The sequence below is a fragment of the Labrys okinawensis genome (assembly GCF_002982075.1).
GTDB classification, from domain to species: domain Bacteria; phylum Pseudomonadota; class Alphaproteobacteria; order Rhizobiales; family Labraceae; genus Labrys; species Labrys okinawensis_A.
In genome coordinates, this window is the sequence record NZ_PUEJ01000002.1 from 710,026 (window position 1) to 725,543 (window position 15,518).

12 protein-coding genes are annotated in these 15,518 nt (G+C 63.4%); 10 read left to right on the forward strand and 2 right to left on the reverse strand.

Going from position 1 to position 15,518, the window contains the following annotated elements:
- Nucleotides 1-152 precede the first annotated feature (152 nt).
- From C5L14_RS06865 to C5L14_RS06890, 6 genes are all read left to right on the forward strand, one after another.
- A complete protein-coding gene (locus tag C5L14_RS06865) occupies nucleotides 153-779 on the forward strand; it encodes an FMN-binding negative transcriptional regulator (RefSeq protein ID WP_105861269.1) in 627 nt (208 codons plus the stop codon).
- 29 nt (nucleotides 780-808) lie between these two features.
- Complete coding sequence (locus C5L14_RS06870; protein WP_105861270.1) at nucleotides 809-1,993, forward strand: YcaO-like family protein; 1,185 nt, start codon at nucleotides 809-811, stop codon at nucleotides 1,991-1,993.
- Nucleotides 1,994-2,560: 567 nt separating this feature from the next.
- Nucleotides 2,561-4,510 carry a BTAD domain-containing putative transcriptional regulator gene (locus C5L14_RS06875; RefSeq protein ID WP_181161054.1) on the forward strand — a complete coding sequence of 650 codons (1,950 nt, stop codon included), beginning with the start codon at nucleotides 2,561-2,563 and terminating at the stop codon, nucleotides 4,508-4,510.
- A 65-nt stretch (nucleotides 4,511-4,575) separates the two neighbouring features.
- A complete protein-coding gene (locus tag C5L14_RS06880) occupies nucleotides 4,576-5,250 on the forward strand; it encodes a hypothetical protein (RefSeq protein WP_105861272.1) in 675 nt (224 codons plus the stop codon).
- On the forward strand, nucleotides 5,250-6,476 hold the full coding sequence (locus C5L14_RS06885; protein WP_105861273.1) for a YcaO-like family protein: 1,227 nt from the start codon (nucleotides 5,250-5,252) through the stop codon (nucleotides 6,474-6,476). Before C5L14_RS06880 ends, C5L14_RS06885 begins: the two co-directional genes overlap by 1 nt.
- Nucleotides 6,477-6,491: 15 nt before the next feature.
- The gene (locus C5L14_RS06890) at nucleotides 6,492-7,229 is read left to right on the forward strand and encodes a TfuA-like protein (RefSeq protein WP_105861274.1); all 738 of its coding nucleotides are present in this window, start codon (nucleotides 6,492-6,494) and stop codon (nucleotides 7,227-7,229) included.
- 195 nt (nucleotides 7,230-7,424) lie between these two features.
- Here C5L14_RS06890 and secA read toward each other — a convergent pair whose 3' ends face one another.
- The gene (gene secA, locus C5L14_RS06895) at nucleotides 7,425-10,259 is read right to left on the reverse strand and encodes a preprotein translocase subunit SecA (protein ID WP_105861275.1); all 2,835 of its coding nucleotides are present in this window, start codon (nucleotides 10,257-10,259) and stop codon (nucleotides 7,425-7,427) included.
- Nucleotides 10,260-10,906: 647 nt separating this feature from the next.
- Between secA and C5L14_RS06900 the strand changes: the two genes are divergently transcribed.
- The 3 genes from C5L14_RS06900 to mutT all read left to right on the forward strand — a co-directional run bounded on the left by C5L14_RS06900 (nucleotide 10,907) and on the right by mutT (nucleotide 13,662).
- The gene (locus C5L14_RS06900) at nucleotides 10,907-11,902 is read left to right on the forward strand and encodes a peptidylprolyl isomerase (RefSeq protein ID WP_105861276.1); all 996 of its coding nucleotides are present in this window, start codon (nucleotides 10,907-10,909) and stop codon (nucleotides 11,900-11,902) included.
- 111 nt (nucleotides 11,903-12,013) lie between these two features.
- Nucleotides 12,014-13,252: a bifunctional glutamate N-acetyltransferase/amino-acid acetyltransferase ArgJ gene (argJ, locus tag C5L14_RS06905; protein ID WP_105861277.1), complete on the forward strand. Its 1,239-nt coding sequence runs from the start codon at nucleotides 12,014-12,016 to the stop codon at nucleotides 13,250-13,252.
- On the forward strand, nucleotides 13,249-13,662 hold the full coding sequence (gene mutT / locus C5L14_RS06910; RefSeq protein WP_105861278.1) for an 8-oxo-dGTP diphosphatase MutT: 414 nt from the start codon (nucleotides 13,249-13,251) through the stop codon (nucleotides 13,660-13,662). Before argJ ends, mutT begins: the two co-directional genes overlap by 4 nt.
- Nucleotides 13,663-13,686: 24 nt before the next feature.
- Here mutT and C5L14_RS06915 read toward each other — a convergent pair whose 3' ends face one another.
- A complete protein-coding gene (locus C5L14_RS06915) occupies nucleotides 13,687-14,544 on the reverse strand; it encodes a methyltransferase domain-containing protein (RefSeq protein ID WP_105861279.1) in 858 nt (285 codons plus the stop codon).
- A 169-nt stretch (nucleotides 14,545-14,713) separates the two neighbouring features.
- On the opposite strand from C5L14_RS06915, the gene C5L14_RS06920 reads away from it, so the two are divergent.
- The gene (locus C5L14_RS06920; RefSeq protein WP_105861280.1) at nucleotides 14,714-15,505 is read left to right on the forward strand and encodes a TrmH family RNA methyltransferase; all 792 of its coding nucleotides are present in this window, start codon (nucleotides 14,714-14,716) and stop codon (nucleotides 15,503-15,505) included.
- The last annotated feature ends 13 nt before the right edge of the window (nucleotides 15,506-15,518 follow it).

The window sequence follows — 15,518 nt, forward strand, 5'->3', positions numbered from 1 at the left end:
TTTTCCCAGGGAGTTTGGCAAGTTTCGTGAGTGGGAAGTGCGCCAGGACAAAGATCTGAAGGCAAAGCGCGTTTCTGAGAGGGCGCTCTTTTCCTTAGTTGTTTTGAATTCTGATGTCGCGGTGCCGAGTTCGTGGAAGTATGAGGTGAACCTTGTATAACCCTCGCTATTTCCGGGAGGAGCGCGTCGAGGTGCTGCACGCCTTGATGCGCGATCATCCGCTGGCGACGGTCGTCACCCATGAGCGGGGGCGCCTGCAGGCCAATCACATCCCCCTGTTCCTGGTGGCCGACAAGCGGCGCAAGGGTGTGTTGCGGGGCCATATCAACCGCAACAATCATATGGCCGTCGATCACGACCCGGCCTTGGAGGTGCTGGCGATTTTCCAGGGACCGATGCACTACATCACGCCGAGCTGGTATGTCGACAAGATCGAGGGGGGCAAGGCCGTGCCGACCTGGAACTATGTCACCGTCCATGTGCATGGCCGCTTGAGATCGACTGAGAATCCGCGCTGGCTGCGTGAGCACGTCACCGCCCTGACCGATCTGGTCGAGGCCGGACGGCCTCGGCCCTGGCAGGCCGAGAGTGCGCCGCCCTCCTTCATGAAGGGACAGATCAAGGGCATTATCGGGCTGGAGATCACGATCACCAGCATCGAGGGCAAATGGAAGCTCAGCCAGAACCGGCCGGAGCCCTATCGCGGCAGCGTCGTCCAAGGCCTGACGGCGGAGGGCGATCTTGTCATGGCCGATCTCATGACTAATGCCATCAAATAGCCGGCTCAACGATTGAGGACAGCCCAGCCATGAAGCCGGCATCCGCTTTCCATCATCCGCCTCTCGCGCCCTTCGGCATCACGCGGGTGGGCGACCTGACAGAGCTTGACATTGTCGGCATTCCTGTCTGGTCGGCCGCCCGGCCCAATGCCCGCTCCATCGCCGTGAGCCAGGGCAAGGGGCTGACGCATGAGCAGGCGCGCATATCCGCGATCATGGAGGCGGTGGAGGGAGCCGTCGCCGAACAGACCAAGGCCCTGATCGCCGAATTCGGCACGGCGGAGGAGATGGCGGCCCGCGGCCGATGCCTGGTGCCGCTGGAGGGCCTCGCGCGGTTCCGGGGCGAAGCCTATGACGAGCAGACCCAGCGCGCCTGGGTGCGTGGCGTTGCCCATGGCAGCGGGAGGCCGGTCTTCGCCCCCTATGAACTCATCGGGCTCGACATGCGCGAGGCATTCCCCTGGGATCGGGATGCCTTCCATATCAGTTCGGCCGGGCTTGCCGCCGGGCCGAGTTTCGAATTCGCCGCCTTGGCCGCCTTGCTCGAACTGGTCGAGCATGATGCCACCACCTTCTCCGACGCCTTCGGTCACCTGGAAGCCACCTCGCGCCAGTTGCGCTGGCAGGCCGGCGTGCATGCGGGACTGGACGAGGCCGTCGCCAGGGTGCGCGCCGCCGGGCTGGAGCCGCGCTTCTTCGACAAGACCAACCGCCTCGGCCTGCCGGTGGTCAGCGCCGTGATCATCCGGCCAGTGGTGAGTGAAGCGGGCGGTGGGGAGCGGTTTTCCGGGGGCGAGGCCTGCCGGCTCGATGCCGGAGCCGCTGCCCTGGCAGCCTTGCTGGAGGCGGTGCAATCGCGGCTCACCACTATTGGCGGGGTCCGCGACGATCTCGACCCGGATTTCTACGAGACAATGGACGATGTCCTGCCCATGCCGGATCCGGCAGCGCCTTGCCTGGCCGAATTCGCCGAGCGACATCGCCGGCCGCCCCTGCTGCATGCGGGAGAGCGGATGCATGCGGCGCAACTCGATGCTGTCGCAGCCAAGCTCGCGGAGGCGGGGCATACCGACATTTTTCTTTTCGATCTCCCAGGGCCGGTCGCGGGTGTGCATGTGGTGCGCGCCTTGGTGCCGGGCCTCAAGACTTTCGTGGAGGACGGCGTGTCCGATATCGGCCTGGAGGATCTGACCGGAGCGATGGGGTGGCGGTGACGCCGGGGCGCAACGGCGCAGGCGCGAAGCGGGAACGGAAGACAGCCCGTCCTTGGCCCGCTGATCGGATCGAAGGAGGTTCGAAAATCGCGAATTGCTGCAATTCACCGGTGGCAGGCAGTATGTTTCCACGAAATCTCCAGCGGAGATTTACAAAAGCCTTATTGCTTCAGTGTACTGATTTTATTTCTGCGTGAAAATTTTTTGTACTATTCAAATTTACGTGGGAAAAATTTTATTTAGATCAAGAATTTTTCAAATTAAATTGCATCTTACGTAAAGATTTTTGAACATAATTACTGTTATGTTCTTTGATTGCGCGGCGGTGGGTGTGACGCCGGTGTGACTTGAGGCGGGAGTTTCCGGCCAATTCATTGACTTGAATGGATTTTGTAACAAAGTGACGCCACGGTTCACGAACTTGGCGATGCTCGCGCGAGCTTCTCACGGGCGCGGGCCGGCTTTGTTCGGATCGATAGTGCCAGGCCTTATTGGGGAGCGGGCGCAGTTCTCGTCCGTCAACCATGCAAAGGGAGCTGGGATCGACGAATGGATGCTGAGCGGGACATGATCGTTCATCTGGTCGGCGTGCCTCACATGGCCAAGCCGACCGAAGGGGTATTTCCGGCCAAGGGCTATATTCTCATCGCCATGCTGCTGCTCGCCGGCAGCGGCCGCATGAGCCGGCAGGCGGTGGCGGCCCTGCTTTGGGATGATGCGCCCGAGGAGAAGGCGCTGACCAATCTGCGTCAGTTGCTGGTGCGCATTCACAGGTGCTGGCCCTATGAGGAGCCCCTTGTCGAAACCAGCGGTTCCCATCTGGTGGCCGGGCCCAGTGCGCGTCGCTCGGATCTGGCGACCATTCTGGCCCTGCAGAAATCGGCCGTGCTCGCCGAACGGGTCCAGGCGGTCCTGCTGGCCAAAGGCGATTTGCTCGACACCATCGATACCGGCGGCGGCGAACTGGCGCAGTGGTTCCGCGGCGAGCGGGAGCGCTTCCGTCGCCTCGTGCTGACATTGGGAGCCGACGTTCTCCTGGAGATGACCCGCTTCGGGCGCGCGCCCGAGCGTGAGATCGATATCATTGGCGAACGCATGCTGGCGCTGGAGCCGGAGCGCGAGGAAAGCTTCCGGGCGCTGATCGAAGCCTATGGGCGGAACGGCAATATCGATGCGGTCAACCGCACCTTTGATGCACTCACGAATATGTTGCGCCGAGAATTCGGTAGCGACCCACGCCCGGAGACTTTGGCAATAATTCGACGTATTGCAGCAAGCATTCCCCGGCCGAGACCGGAATTGATATTCAGCGATCAGGACAGCCTACAAGGGCCGCCGGCGTCTGAAGTATCAGCGGTTCGCAGCCTCGCTGGGTTGCCGCGCGTAGCATTGTTCCCTCCTATGACGGTGTTGGGGAACCAACTGCACGTACTCCATAGGGCCTTGATTGAAGACGTAGCGAATAATCTATCAAGACACCGTACCTTTGCCGTCATTGCACCTTACTCGAGTTTTGAAGTTGCTGACGCGACTGAAGAAGAGCGTGCAACAAGGCTGAAGGTCCAATATGCGATATCGGGATATATTCTTCCCGGTGTTGATCAGCTCGCGCTCCGGCTTACACGCCATCCGGGAGCAGAGATCATTTGGGCGGCTGAATATGACGTATCAGTCCAGCGTATGCCTGTGACTTTCCGCTTGGTTTCACGGCAAATCGCCTCGACTCTTGCTCAAGAGATCGAACGCGATCAATTGGATCGTGTAAGAGCCGATCCGAAACCAATGGCCTATCGGCACTACTTGGAAGGGCAGATCAAACTACAAAACTTCGATCTCGCGAGACTTCGGAAGGCAAGGTCTGACTTCAAACAGGCACTCCAGATCGATAAGAGCTTCGCTCCGGCACATGCGAGGATTGCACAAACGCTGTACAATGAATGGCTCATGCTAGGGGGAACGGATCCATACATCCTTAATCAGGCCAAAGCCGAGGCGAATTCTGCAATATCCATCGATTCGGGTGGAGGCATGGGGCACTGGGTGGATGCCGTCGTTGCCCTTCATCAACGCGATTTCGACCATTCCATGGAGAGGTTCCGAGAAGCCGAAGCGCTAAATCCTCATTCCGCCGACATGCTGGTCCTTTACGGAGATGCTTTGTCGCATATGGGGGAGGCGGATGCAGGATGGGAGCGTTTTCAGCTTTCGCTGGCACTCAATCCATTTCCGCCCGACTTTTACTGGTGGTGTGGGGCTACGATTGCTTGCCGGCAACAGAATTTCACGACTGCAATCGACCTTTGCAAGAATATGAGCAGTGACGAATCCGTATTAAGAATTTTAGCAAGCTGCCATGGCTTGTTGGGCAATGTTGCAACCGCCAAACAGTATGGCAGGCGCTTGGCGGAAATGTATCCCGGCATGACAGCGTTGGATATGGCGAGATTGGCGCCTGACAAGCGGCAGGAGGATGTCGCCATGATGGAAAGAGGACTAAGAACAGCAGGCCTCAGCTGACTGTAATCCTTATTTTCGCGTTTGTGTTTGCTGCTGTTTCGATTGTCCCAAGTGGAGGAAATGGAATGTCGGGAGAGAAACTATACATAATCGGGGATAGAGGCGCGGGGGTTATTCTCCTGAAAACCAACCCGCTACGGGTCGTCGAGGTAAGTGATGATGAGATCACCAGATATAGCAAGGCGATCGGTGAGGATGGCTATGCGAAAGTAGCTGCTTCTCTCTGGCGCCTGGTTTCCGACATTAAGAGTGGACAGGAGTCCGGAGGGGGCGTCGACGCTACGAGAGCTGTTGGTGTGCAGTCGCTCGTTGAGTCCGGCATACAGCTTACCGACGTCGATTTCGTGTTTGCTGCCAGAGCCGGTGTTGCCGCAACCCGGCGGCAGGCCATTCCGCAGGGTGCAAGGACAGAGCAGGGACAAGGCTCTCCACAATCTCAGCAGGCCCAGCAGGGGGTGGCAGTACCGGAGTCTCAACAAGCCCAGCAGGGGCTTGCGATGCCGGAATCGCAGCAGGCTCATCAGGGACAGGACGCTCCGGAGGCTCAGCAAGGCCTTGCCGTACCAGAGTCGCAGCAAGCTCAGCAGGGCCATGATGCACCCCAAGCCCTGAATGCTCATCAGGGGCAACAGGGCCATCAGGGGGTCTATCCCCCGCTTCAGAATGCACTTAAAGAATTGTTCGGCGATGCCGGAACTGACCTGAAAAGAGCAGTGCTGTCGGACGAACCCAATAAGTGATGTTGAAACTCGATTGGGAATTGGACTCTCCTCAACAAGCGGAATCGACGGTGCTCGAGGAGGGAGCCGCCGATCCACCACAACTGCCTATTCCTGCGTTGCTGAAAGCTTTCGGCATTAGCCGTATCGGCGATCTGACGGAGCTCGACGTCATCGGCGTGCCGGTCTGGTTCGCGGTGCGGCCAAATTCGCGTACCCTTGCCGTTAGCCAAGGCAAAGGATTGAGCCACGAACAGGCGCGCATCTCTGCGATCATGGAATCGGTCGAGAGTTCGGTCGCTGAGCAGACCCGTGAATTGATCTCGGCATTCGGCAGTATCGCAGAAATGCGTGAGCGCGGTTTCTTCTTGGTCCCTTTGGAGCGTATCGATCGCTGCCGGGGCAATGCGTTTTCGCTAAATGTTCAACGCGCGTGGGTCCCAGGTATCGAGTATCTCACCTCGCGACCAACCCATGCCCCTTATGAACTCATTGGCCTGGACTTGAGGACGACATTTCCTTGGGATCATGTGAGCTTTCACATGAGCTCGACCGGATTGGCAGCGGGACCCTCCTTCGAGTTCGCGGCATTATCGGCGCTGCTGGAAATCATTGAACGCGATGCAACGGCGCTCAATGAACTTTTTGGTATTAGGAAGGTATTCGCTCAGCCAATTCAATGGCAGAGAAACATAAATCAGAGCCTTGATGTCGTGATGGATAGGCTCCACGCGGCCAATTTGGATGCTCGCCTCTACAAGGTCGTAAGCAAGGTGGGCCTGCCAGTCGTCACAGCGACGATCACCCGCCCCGTTCTCGATGAAACAGGAACCGGCGTACGGCTCTCCGGAGGGGATGCGTGCCGGATGAGCGTGGCAGAGGCGGCTCTGGCTGCACTGTTGGAAGCTATTCAATCTCGCCTGACGAATATCGCGGGCTCCCGCGACGACATGGATGCAGGCCAGTATAGATCGGTTGGAAGTCGGCTTCCGGCGCTTTCGAAGGAGGCCGTTGCTCTGTCAGATCTCTCGCGTGAAGACCACAGGGGGGCTTTTCGCACGGCTCGGGAGTGCCTTGACGCCGTAGTCGAAAAATTAGCCGATGCCGGATATCCGGAAATCTATCTGTTCGACCTTCCTACGAATATGAGCGGCGTCCATGTCGTGCGGGCGATCGTCCCGGAGATGAAGACAGCCGCCCGGGGCGGCATCATCAAATGCAAGCTCAGCGATCTCGGTATCTTTTGATCGAGTGAAACCGTCATGACCACCATCCTCTTCACCGGCCCCAGCCTTCACGGCGTCGATCCTGCTCTGCTCGAGGGCTTCACGGTGCGTCCGCCGGCGGGGTGCGGTGATGTACTGGCGGCGGCGATGACGGGGGCGGTGGCGATCGGCCTCATCGACGGCGTGTTCGATCACGCGCCCTCGGTCTGGCACAAGGAAATCCTCTACGCTCTCAGCGAGGGCATCCCCGTCTATGGCGCCGCCTCGATGGGCGCGCTGCGCGGGGCCGAATGCGCCGCCTTCGGCATGATCGGCATCGGCCGGATCTTCGAAGACTATGCCAGCGGGCGCCGTGTGGCGGATGCCGATGTCGGCGTGGCGCATGCGCCGGCCGAGTTCGGCTATGCGCCGCTCAGCCTGGCCCTGGTCGATGTCGAGGCGACGCTGGAGGCCATCGCGGGGGCCGGAGCGCTGCCGGCTGTGAGCTGCGAGGCCCTGCTGGCCGCGGCGCGGCGCATCCATTTCAAGGAGCGCACCTGGCCGGATGTCGTGGCCCTGTCGGGGCTCGCCGATGCCAACGCGGTCGAGGCGGTACTGGAGCGCCACGCCGTCAGCCAGAAACAGGCCGATGCCCTGGCCTTGCTCGCCCGCATGCGGGCCGATGCGGGCAAGCCGTTCGCCAAGCCGAATTTCACCCTGTCGCAATCGGGCTTCTTCGCCGTGCTGCGCCAGCGGGTGGAGGAGAGGCTGGAGGCGGAGGCGAACGAAGTTTGAGAGCAGCGGTCGAGATGTTTGACTCACGCGTCATTGCGAGCGTAGCGGAGCAATCCAGGTGCTGCCGCGGCCGCGTTTTCCAACTCTGGATTGCTTCGCTACGCTCGCAATGACGGTACTTGATCGGCCTTCTTGGGAGAGCTGACACGTCCTATGGAAGTGCCCTGGGTGGCGGCCGGATGAGGAGAAAACCCCCTACGCCAGCTGCCCGTGGCAGTGCTTGTACTTCTTGCCCGAGCCGCAGGGGCAGGCTTCGTTGCGGCCGACGCGGCCCCAGGTCGAAGGATCGTCGGGATTGCGGTCTTCCGGCGCCACGATGCGCTGGGCCGGGTTGTCGGCCGCGGGGAAGGGCGAGCTCAGCTGGGCCGGCGGGAAGCCGGAGCCGGCCAGGCCCGAGCCCATCTGGGCGAACTCGTCCTCGCCGGTGAGCGGGTCGATATGCTGGCCGAACATCTGCGGCAGCGCGGGCTCTTCCGGCTGCTGCATCACCTGCAGGCGGAACATGGTGCGAGTAACCTCCTCGCGCCAGCGGTTCATCAGGTCGGAGAAGAGCTGGTAGCCTTCCGACTTGTACTCGATCAGCGGGTCGCGCTGGGCCATGGCGCGGAAGCCGATGACCTGGCGCAGATGGTCGAGCGTGACGATGTGGTCGCGCCACAGATTGTCGAGTGTCTGCAGCAGGACGGCCTTCTCGACCTGGCGCGTCACCTCCTCGCCGAAGCCGGCGGCCCGCTCGGCGGCGTGCTTGTCGGCCGCCTCGGTGATGCGGTGGGTCAGCTCCTCGTCGGCGATGCCTTCTTCCTTGGCCCAGTCGGTGATCGGCAGATCGAGATTAAGCACGTCGTTCACCGATTTGTGCAGGCCTTCGGTGTCCCACTGCTCGGGATAGGCATTCTCGGGCACATGGGCGCGCACCAGCTCGTCGATGACGAGATGGCGGAAATCGGCGATGGTCTCGCCGACCGAATCCTGCGCCATCAGTTCGCGACGGTGCTCGAAGATCTCCTTGCGCTGATCGTTGAGCACATTGTCGTATTTCAGGATGTTCTTGCGGATGTCGAAATTGCGCGCCTCGACCTTCTGCTGCGCCTTTTCGAGCGCGCGGTTGATCCAGGGATGCACGATCGCCTCGTCCTCCTTGAGGCCGAGCTTCTGCAGCATGCCGTCCATGCGCTCCGACCCGAAGATGCGCATCAGGTCATCCTGCAGCGACAGGAAGAAGCGCGAATGGCCGGGATCGCCCTGGCGGCCGGAACGGCCGCGCAGCTGGTTGTCGATGCGCCGGCTTTCATGGCGCTCCGTGCCGATGATGTAGAGGCCACCGGCGGCGAGCGCCTTCTCCTTCAGCCTGGCGACCTGGTCCTTGATCCGGGCCTCCGCCGCTTCGCGCTCGCCCCCTTCGGGCAGATCGGCGAGCTCGACCTTGATGCGCATGTCGGCATTGCCGCCGAGCTGGATGTCCGTGCCGCGGCCGGCCATGTTGGTGGCGATGGTGATGGCGCCGGGCACGCCGGCCTGGCTGACGATGAAGGCTTCCTGCTCGTGGTAGCGGGCATTCAGCACGGCGAAGACCTTCTCCTCGGCCGTGCCCTGGTCGCCGTCGTAGAGCGAGGCAAAGGCGTTCGGGTCGGAGAAGTCGCGCTGCTTGTAGCCCTGGCCGACGAGATAGGCGGCCAGCGTCTCGGACTTTTCGATCGAGGTGGTGCCGACCAGGAGCGGCTGGCCGCGCTGGCGGCATTCCTCGATCAGGCGCACGATCGCCTTGTATTTCTCGTCGACCGTCCGGTAGACCTCGTCGTCGTCATCGATGCGCTGCACTGGCCGGTTGGTCGGGATCTCGATCACTTCGAGGTTGTAGATGTCCATGAACTCGTCCGCCTCGGTGGCGGCCGTGCCGGTCATGCCGGCGAGCTTGGTGTAGAGGCGGAAATAGTTCTGGAAGGTGATCGAGGCCAGGGTCTGGTTCTCGGGCTGGATCTGCACCCGCTCCTTGGCTTCGAGCGCCTGGTGCAGGCCTTCCGAATAGCGCCGGCCCGGCATCATGCGGCCGGTGAACTCGTCGATGATCACCACTTCGTTGTTGCGGACGATATAATCCTTGTCGCGGGTGAACAGCTTGTGGGCGCGCAGGGCCTGGTTGACGTGGTGGACGATGGTGACGTTGGCCGCGTCATACATCGAGCCGTCGCGCAGCATGCCCGAGCCCGCCAGCATCTGCTCGACGCGCTCGTTGCCCTTCTCGGTGAGGCTTACCGTGCGCTGCTTCTCGTCGAGCTCGTAATCGTCCTTGTCGAGCTGGGGCATCAGTGCGTCGATGGTCTGGTAGAGCTCGGGACGGTCCTCCAGCGGGCCGGAGATGATCAGCGGCGTGCGCGCCTCGTCCACCAGGATGGAGTCGACCTCGTCGACAATGGCGAAGGCGTGGCCGCGCTGCACCATCTGCGCCATGTCGTATTTCATGTTGTCGCGCAGATAGTCGAAGCCGAACTCGTTGTTGGTGCCGTAGGTGATGTCGCAGGCATAGGCGGCGTGGCGTTCCTCGTCGGTGAGGCCGTGCACGATCACGCCGGTGGTGAGGCCGAGGAAGGTATAGATGCGACCCATCCATTCGGAGTCGCGGCTGGCGAGATAGTCGTTGACGGTGACGACATGCACGCCCTTGCCGGCGAGGGCGTTGAGATAGACCGGGGCCGTTGCCACCAGGGTCTTGCCTTCGCCCGTCTTCATCTCGGCGATGGCGCCCTCATGCAGCACCATGCCGCCGATGAGCTGGGTGTCGAAATGGCGCTGGCCGAGCACGCGCTTGGCCGCTTCGCGCACGGTGGCGAACGCCGGCACCAGGATGTCGTCGAGGCTCTTTCCTGCGGCGAGCTGGGCCTTGAACTCGTCGGTGCGGGCCCGCAGGGCCTCGTCGGAGAGCGCTGCCACTTCCGGCTCGAGCGCCGCGATGGCGGCGATTTTGGGTTTGTAGGCTTTCAGCCGGCGATCATTGGAGGAGCCGAACAGTTTCTTGGCGAGCGAGCCGAACATAGAAGGCCTTCAAATCTTCGCGCCTCGCGGCGGCGTGATACCTGACCGGAGAGGGGCTCCGGCCATCGTGTCAACCCCGGCCGCGAAAGCCGGGGAACGGAAACCGGACATCGCCGGGCGACGTCCGATGTGAGGCAACCCGCTTCCAATCGCCGTGCGCTATGGCACCAGCATGGCGGCATGCTCCCGATACGGCAAGGTGGGCGCAGTCCGATGCAGCGGGAATCAGGCTGCCTTATGAAATTGTGTGAACCGACGGCTGTAACGCCGGCGCCCCGGTTCGAAGGGTTTGCCGGCCGGACTCACTTAAGTATTGGGGTTTGGGGTGTCAATCGACCTTAGGGTCTACCATACCGGTTGACCGGTGCATTTGGCTGAAAAATCCGTAATTTTTTGCCGTCACGCGGCGGTGGCCCGGTCATTCGGCCCGACGCGCCGGTCTCGTCACAGTTTTGACGACAGGCCTTCCTAAAAGGCGGGCCAGGCGCTGGCTATTCGGCGACATTGACCTTGCTTTTCTCCTGTCCTATCAGCGCTGCGAAGGCGTTCGTCCCGGGATCAGGAGCAATGCGGGCCTGTTGCCGAAACAGCGTCCGTCCGGAGCCTGACCGCTTCCGGGTCCGCCCCCGCTCTCGAGGAACCTGCCCATGATGTCACTTCGCCGCGCGCGTCCAGCCGCGACCCTGCTCGCCAGCGTTGCCTTCCTGGCCTTCGCTGCCGCGCCTTCCAACGCTGAAGACGCGGCGAAGCCCGCCGCCACTCCGGCTCCGGCAGCCCAGCCGGCACCTGCTACGCCCGCGGCGCAGGCGACCCCGACCATCAGCGTGGACGGACAGCCCATCACCCAGGACGATCTCAACGCCGTGGAGCAGGAGATCGGGCCGAGCCTGTCGCCGCAGCTCTCGCCGGCCAAACGGCAGGACATCATCATCAACGCCGCCATCAATCTGCGCGTGGCCGCCAATGCGGCCGAGCAGCAGAAGGTGCTTGATGAAGCCGAGGTGCAGAAGAAGCTCGCCTTCTACCGCCAGCGCATCCTGATCGACGCTCTCGTCGCCAAGGCCGTCAAGGAGGCCGTGACCGAGGACGCGATCAAGAAGGCCTATGACGAGCAGGTCAAGCTGATCCCCGCCCAGGACGAAGTGCATGCCCGCCACATCCTGGTGGCGAGCGAGGACGACGCCAAGAAGGTCGAAGCCCGGCTGAAGGCGGGCGAGGATTTCGCCAAGGTCGCCAAGGAAGTCTCCAAGGATCCCGGCTCGGCCGAGCAGGGCGGGGATCTGGGCTGGTTCACCAAGGACCGCATGGTAAAGGAATTCGCCGAGGCCGCCTTCGGCATGAAGCCCGGCGAGGTCTCCCAGCCGGTGAAAAGCCAGTTCGGCTATCACATCATCAAGCTCGAAGAGCGCCGCCCGCAGGCTCCGCCGGCCCTCGATCGCGTCAAGCAGCAGATCTCGGACTACCTGACCCAGAAGACGCAGCAGGAAGTCTTCGCCAAGCTGCGCGCCGCCGCCAAGATCGTGCAGCCGCCTCCGGCGCCGGCCGATCCCGCGGATGGCGGCATGCAGCTTCCCGGTACGGATGATCCGGCGCAGACCAGCCCCGCGCCGGCCACGCCCGCCCCGGCGGCTCCCGCCCAGTAAGATCCGGTGTGCCGGCCTCCAGACCGGCACTGACTTCACCGATTGTGCCGATCCCATTCCATCGATGGATCGATGGAACTGAGGAGATCGGCGCATCCCATTGAGGAACCCATGGCCAAGGCTGCTCCGCTGTCCCCGCTCGCTCCCGCTCGTTTTCCCGACTTGCCGCCGGTGGCGGGTGTCCGGATGGCAACGGCCGAAGCCGGTATCCGCTACAAGGGCCGCACCGACGTGCTGCTCGTCCTGATGGACGAGGGCACGCAGGCGGCGGGCGTTTTCACCCGCTCCAAATGCCCCTCGGCGCCGGTCGACTGGTGCCGCGCGGCACTCAAGGATGGCAGCGCCCGGGCCCTGGTGGTCAATTCCGGCAATGCCAATGCCTTCACCGGCAAGAAGGGCGCCGAGGCCGTGGCCCTTACGGCGGAACTCGCCGCCGAGGCGGCCGGCTGCCGGCCCAGCGAAGTCTATCTCGCCTCGACCGGCGTGATCGGCGAGCCGCTCGACGCCGGCAAGTTCCGGGGCGTCTTGGCCGAGACCGCCGGCCGCGTCTCGCCCGGTGCCTTCGAGGATGCCGGCCGGGCCATCATGACCACCGATACCTTCCCGAAGGGGGCGACCGCCACCGTCGATTTCGGCGGCGTGCCGGTGACGATCAACGGGATCGCCAAGGGCGCCGGCATGATCGCGCCCGACATGGCGACCATGCTCTCCTTCGTCTTCACCGATGCGCCGATCGCCGGAAACATATTGCAGGACCTGCTTTCCAGGGGCGTCGTCGACAGCTTCAACGCGGTCACCGTCGACTCCGATACCTCCACTTCCGACACGCTCCTGCTGTTCGCCACCGGCAAGGCCGGCGGCGCGCCGGTGACTGATGCGGCCGATCCGCGCTTGGCCGATTTCGCCAGGGCGCTCGACAGCGTGCTGCTCGATCTCGCCCAGCAGGTGGCGCGGGACGGCGAAGGCGCGCGCAAATTCGTCACCGTCGAGGTGCGCGGCGCCACCTCCAAGAAGGCGGCCCGGCGCATCGGCCTGTCGATCGCCAATTCGCCCCTGGTCAAGACGGCTGTGGCCGGCGAGGATGCCAATTGGGGCCGCGTGGTGATGGCCGTCGGCAAGGCCGGCGAGGAGGCCGACCGCGACCGGCTCGCCATCTGGTTCGGCGACATCCGCGTGGCCGTCGACGGCGAGCGCGACCCGTCCTATGACGAGGCCGCGGTCTCTGCCTATATGAAGGGGCAGGCGATCACCATCGCCGTCGATATCGGGCTCGGCGATGCGAGCGACCGGGTCTATACCTGCGACCTCACCAAGGAATATGTCGCCATCAACGGCGATTACCGCTCGTGACCAAACGCCTGCTTCTCGTCGCCGCCTGCGCGCTCGTCGATGCCGACGGGCGCGTGCTGATCTCGCAACGCCCCGAAGGCAAGGCCCTGGCGGGGCTCTGGGAGTTTCCGGGCGGCAAGCTCGAGCCCGGCGAACGGCCCGAGGAGACCCTCATCCGCGAGCTGCACGAGGAACTCGGCATCGAGGTGAAGGAGGAATGCCTGGCGCCGCTCACCTTCGCCAGCCACGGCTACGAGGATTTCACGCTGCTGATGCCGCTATGGATCTGCCGGCGCTGGAAAGGCACGCCGCACGGGCGCGAGGGCCAGGCGGTGAAATGGGTGCTGCCGAAGAAGCTGCGCGACTATCCCATGCCGCCCGCCGATGAACCGCTGATCCCGATGCTGATCGACATGATCCCGGCGCGGTAGGTCGATCCCGGGCGGCCGGGGCGATCAGACATCCTTCTCGCCATATTCCTTGACGCCCAGGGCATCCGCCAGCCGGGTCTTGGCCGAACCCGGTTTCAGCGGCTTCTGCTGGCCGGCAGCAGGAGCCCAGCCGGAGATCCAGATGATCTCGAAGGTGGCGCGGATGCGCCCGTCCGGGTCGGAGAAGCGCTCACCATAGATCTCGGCCATGCGCAGCATGGTGGCGCGTCGGGTGAAGGCCTTGCGGCGCTGGACCAGCATGTTGGCGGCCCCCATCGCCCTCAGATCGGCCATCAGGGCGAAGGCGTTGTCATAGCGCACGGTGAGAACGTCGCTGTCGGCGACGGGCAGGGCGAAGCCGGCCCGCTGCAGGAGGCCCCCCATGTCGCGCACATCGGCGAAGGGGGCCACGCGGGGCGAGACGCCTCCTTCCGTTTCCAGTTCGGCCTCGGAAAAGGCAGCCCGCAACTCCGTGAGCGTGGAGCCGCCGATCAGGGCGGCCAGCAGCAGTCCGTCCGGCCTGAGGGCGCGGCGGATCTGGCTCAGCATGCCCGGCAGGTCGTTGACGAACTGCAAGGCGAGGGCAGACAGCGCAAGATCGATGCTTTCGGGCTGAAGAGGCAGCACCTCGTCGCCGATGGCGACGTCCTGCCAATCGGCGGCGAGGCGCGGGCGCACCGCCTGCGCCAGCACAGGCGAGAGCGGGCCGATCTCCGCCGCCCGTTCGAACGGACGCAGTATCACGGCAAGACGGTCGGCCATGTCCTCGGCGACGTGGCGCAGCAGGAAGTCGGCGGGAGCGGCCGCGGCGCGCCGGCGGTGCAGGGCGAGCGCTTGGGGATCGAACAGGAAGGGCGTGGTCATGCCCGCTATGTAGGACATTCGGGCTTGCTTTTCATCAGCAGGATGCGCCTATCCGACTATGACGCCATGGCTGGGACCGCGGACGTCCCGTCCGCTCGGCTTTTCCTGCGAGCGTGATGGTTCCAAGAGCGGACGGGATGTCCGCGGTCCCAGCCGTGATGTTTCCTAGGCTCGATTTGAGATTTCCATGCTTCTGCCCATCGATGACCCCTTCGATCCACGCATCGAGCCGTATCGCGACATCCGCGAGCGTGACCTCAAGGGCCGGGGCGGGCGCTTCGTCATCGAGGGGGAGGTGGTGCTGCGCACGGCGCTGCTATCAGGGCGTTTCGCCATCGAATCCCTCCTGATCGCCGAGAACAGGGTGGAGCCGCTCGCCGACCTCATCGCCAAGGTACCGTCCGGAATTCCGGTCTACCGGGCCTCGCGCGGTGTTCTCGACGGCATTGCCGGCTTTCCCATGCATCGCGGCATCCTGGCCATGGGAGTGCGGGGCGAGGCGAGCACGCCCGGCGAGCTGCTCGCCGCCGCACCGGCAAACGCCCTGTTCATCGGCCTTTCGGCCATCGCCAACCACGACAATATGGGCGGTATCTTCCGCAACGCTGCTGCCTTCGGCCTCGACGGCGTGCTGATTGACGGCGCCTCCTGCGATCCGCTCTACCGCAAGGCGATCCGCGTCTCCGCCGGCGCGGCCCTGGTGACGCCCTTCGCGCAGGGCGGCGACATCGGCGACCTCTGCGATGCCTTGCTCGCCGCCGGTTTCGAGGTGCTGGCCACCAGCCCCGCAGGGCGGGAGCGCCTTGCCGAGATCGAGCCGGCAGGCCGGCAGGCCGTGCTGTTCGGCGCCGAGGGACCGGGCCTGCCCGAGCGCATCCTGAAGCGGCTGCGCACCATCCGCATCGACATGAGGGGCGGCTTCGATTCCCTCAATGTCGCCACGACGAGCGGCATCGTGCTGCATCATCTGGCCCGGTGAGACGTCCGACCGG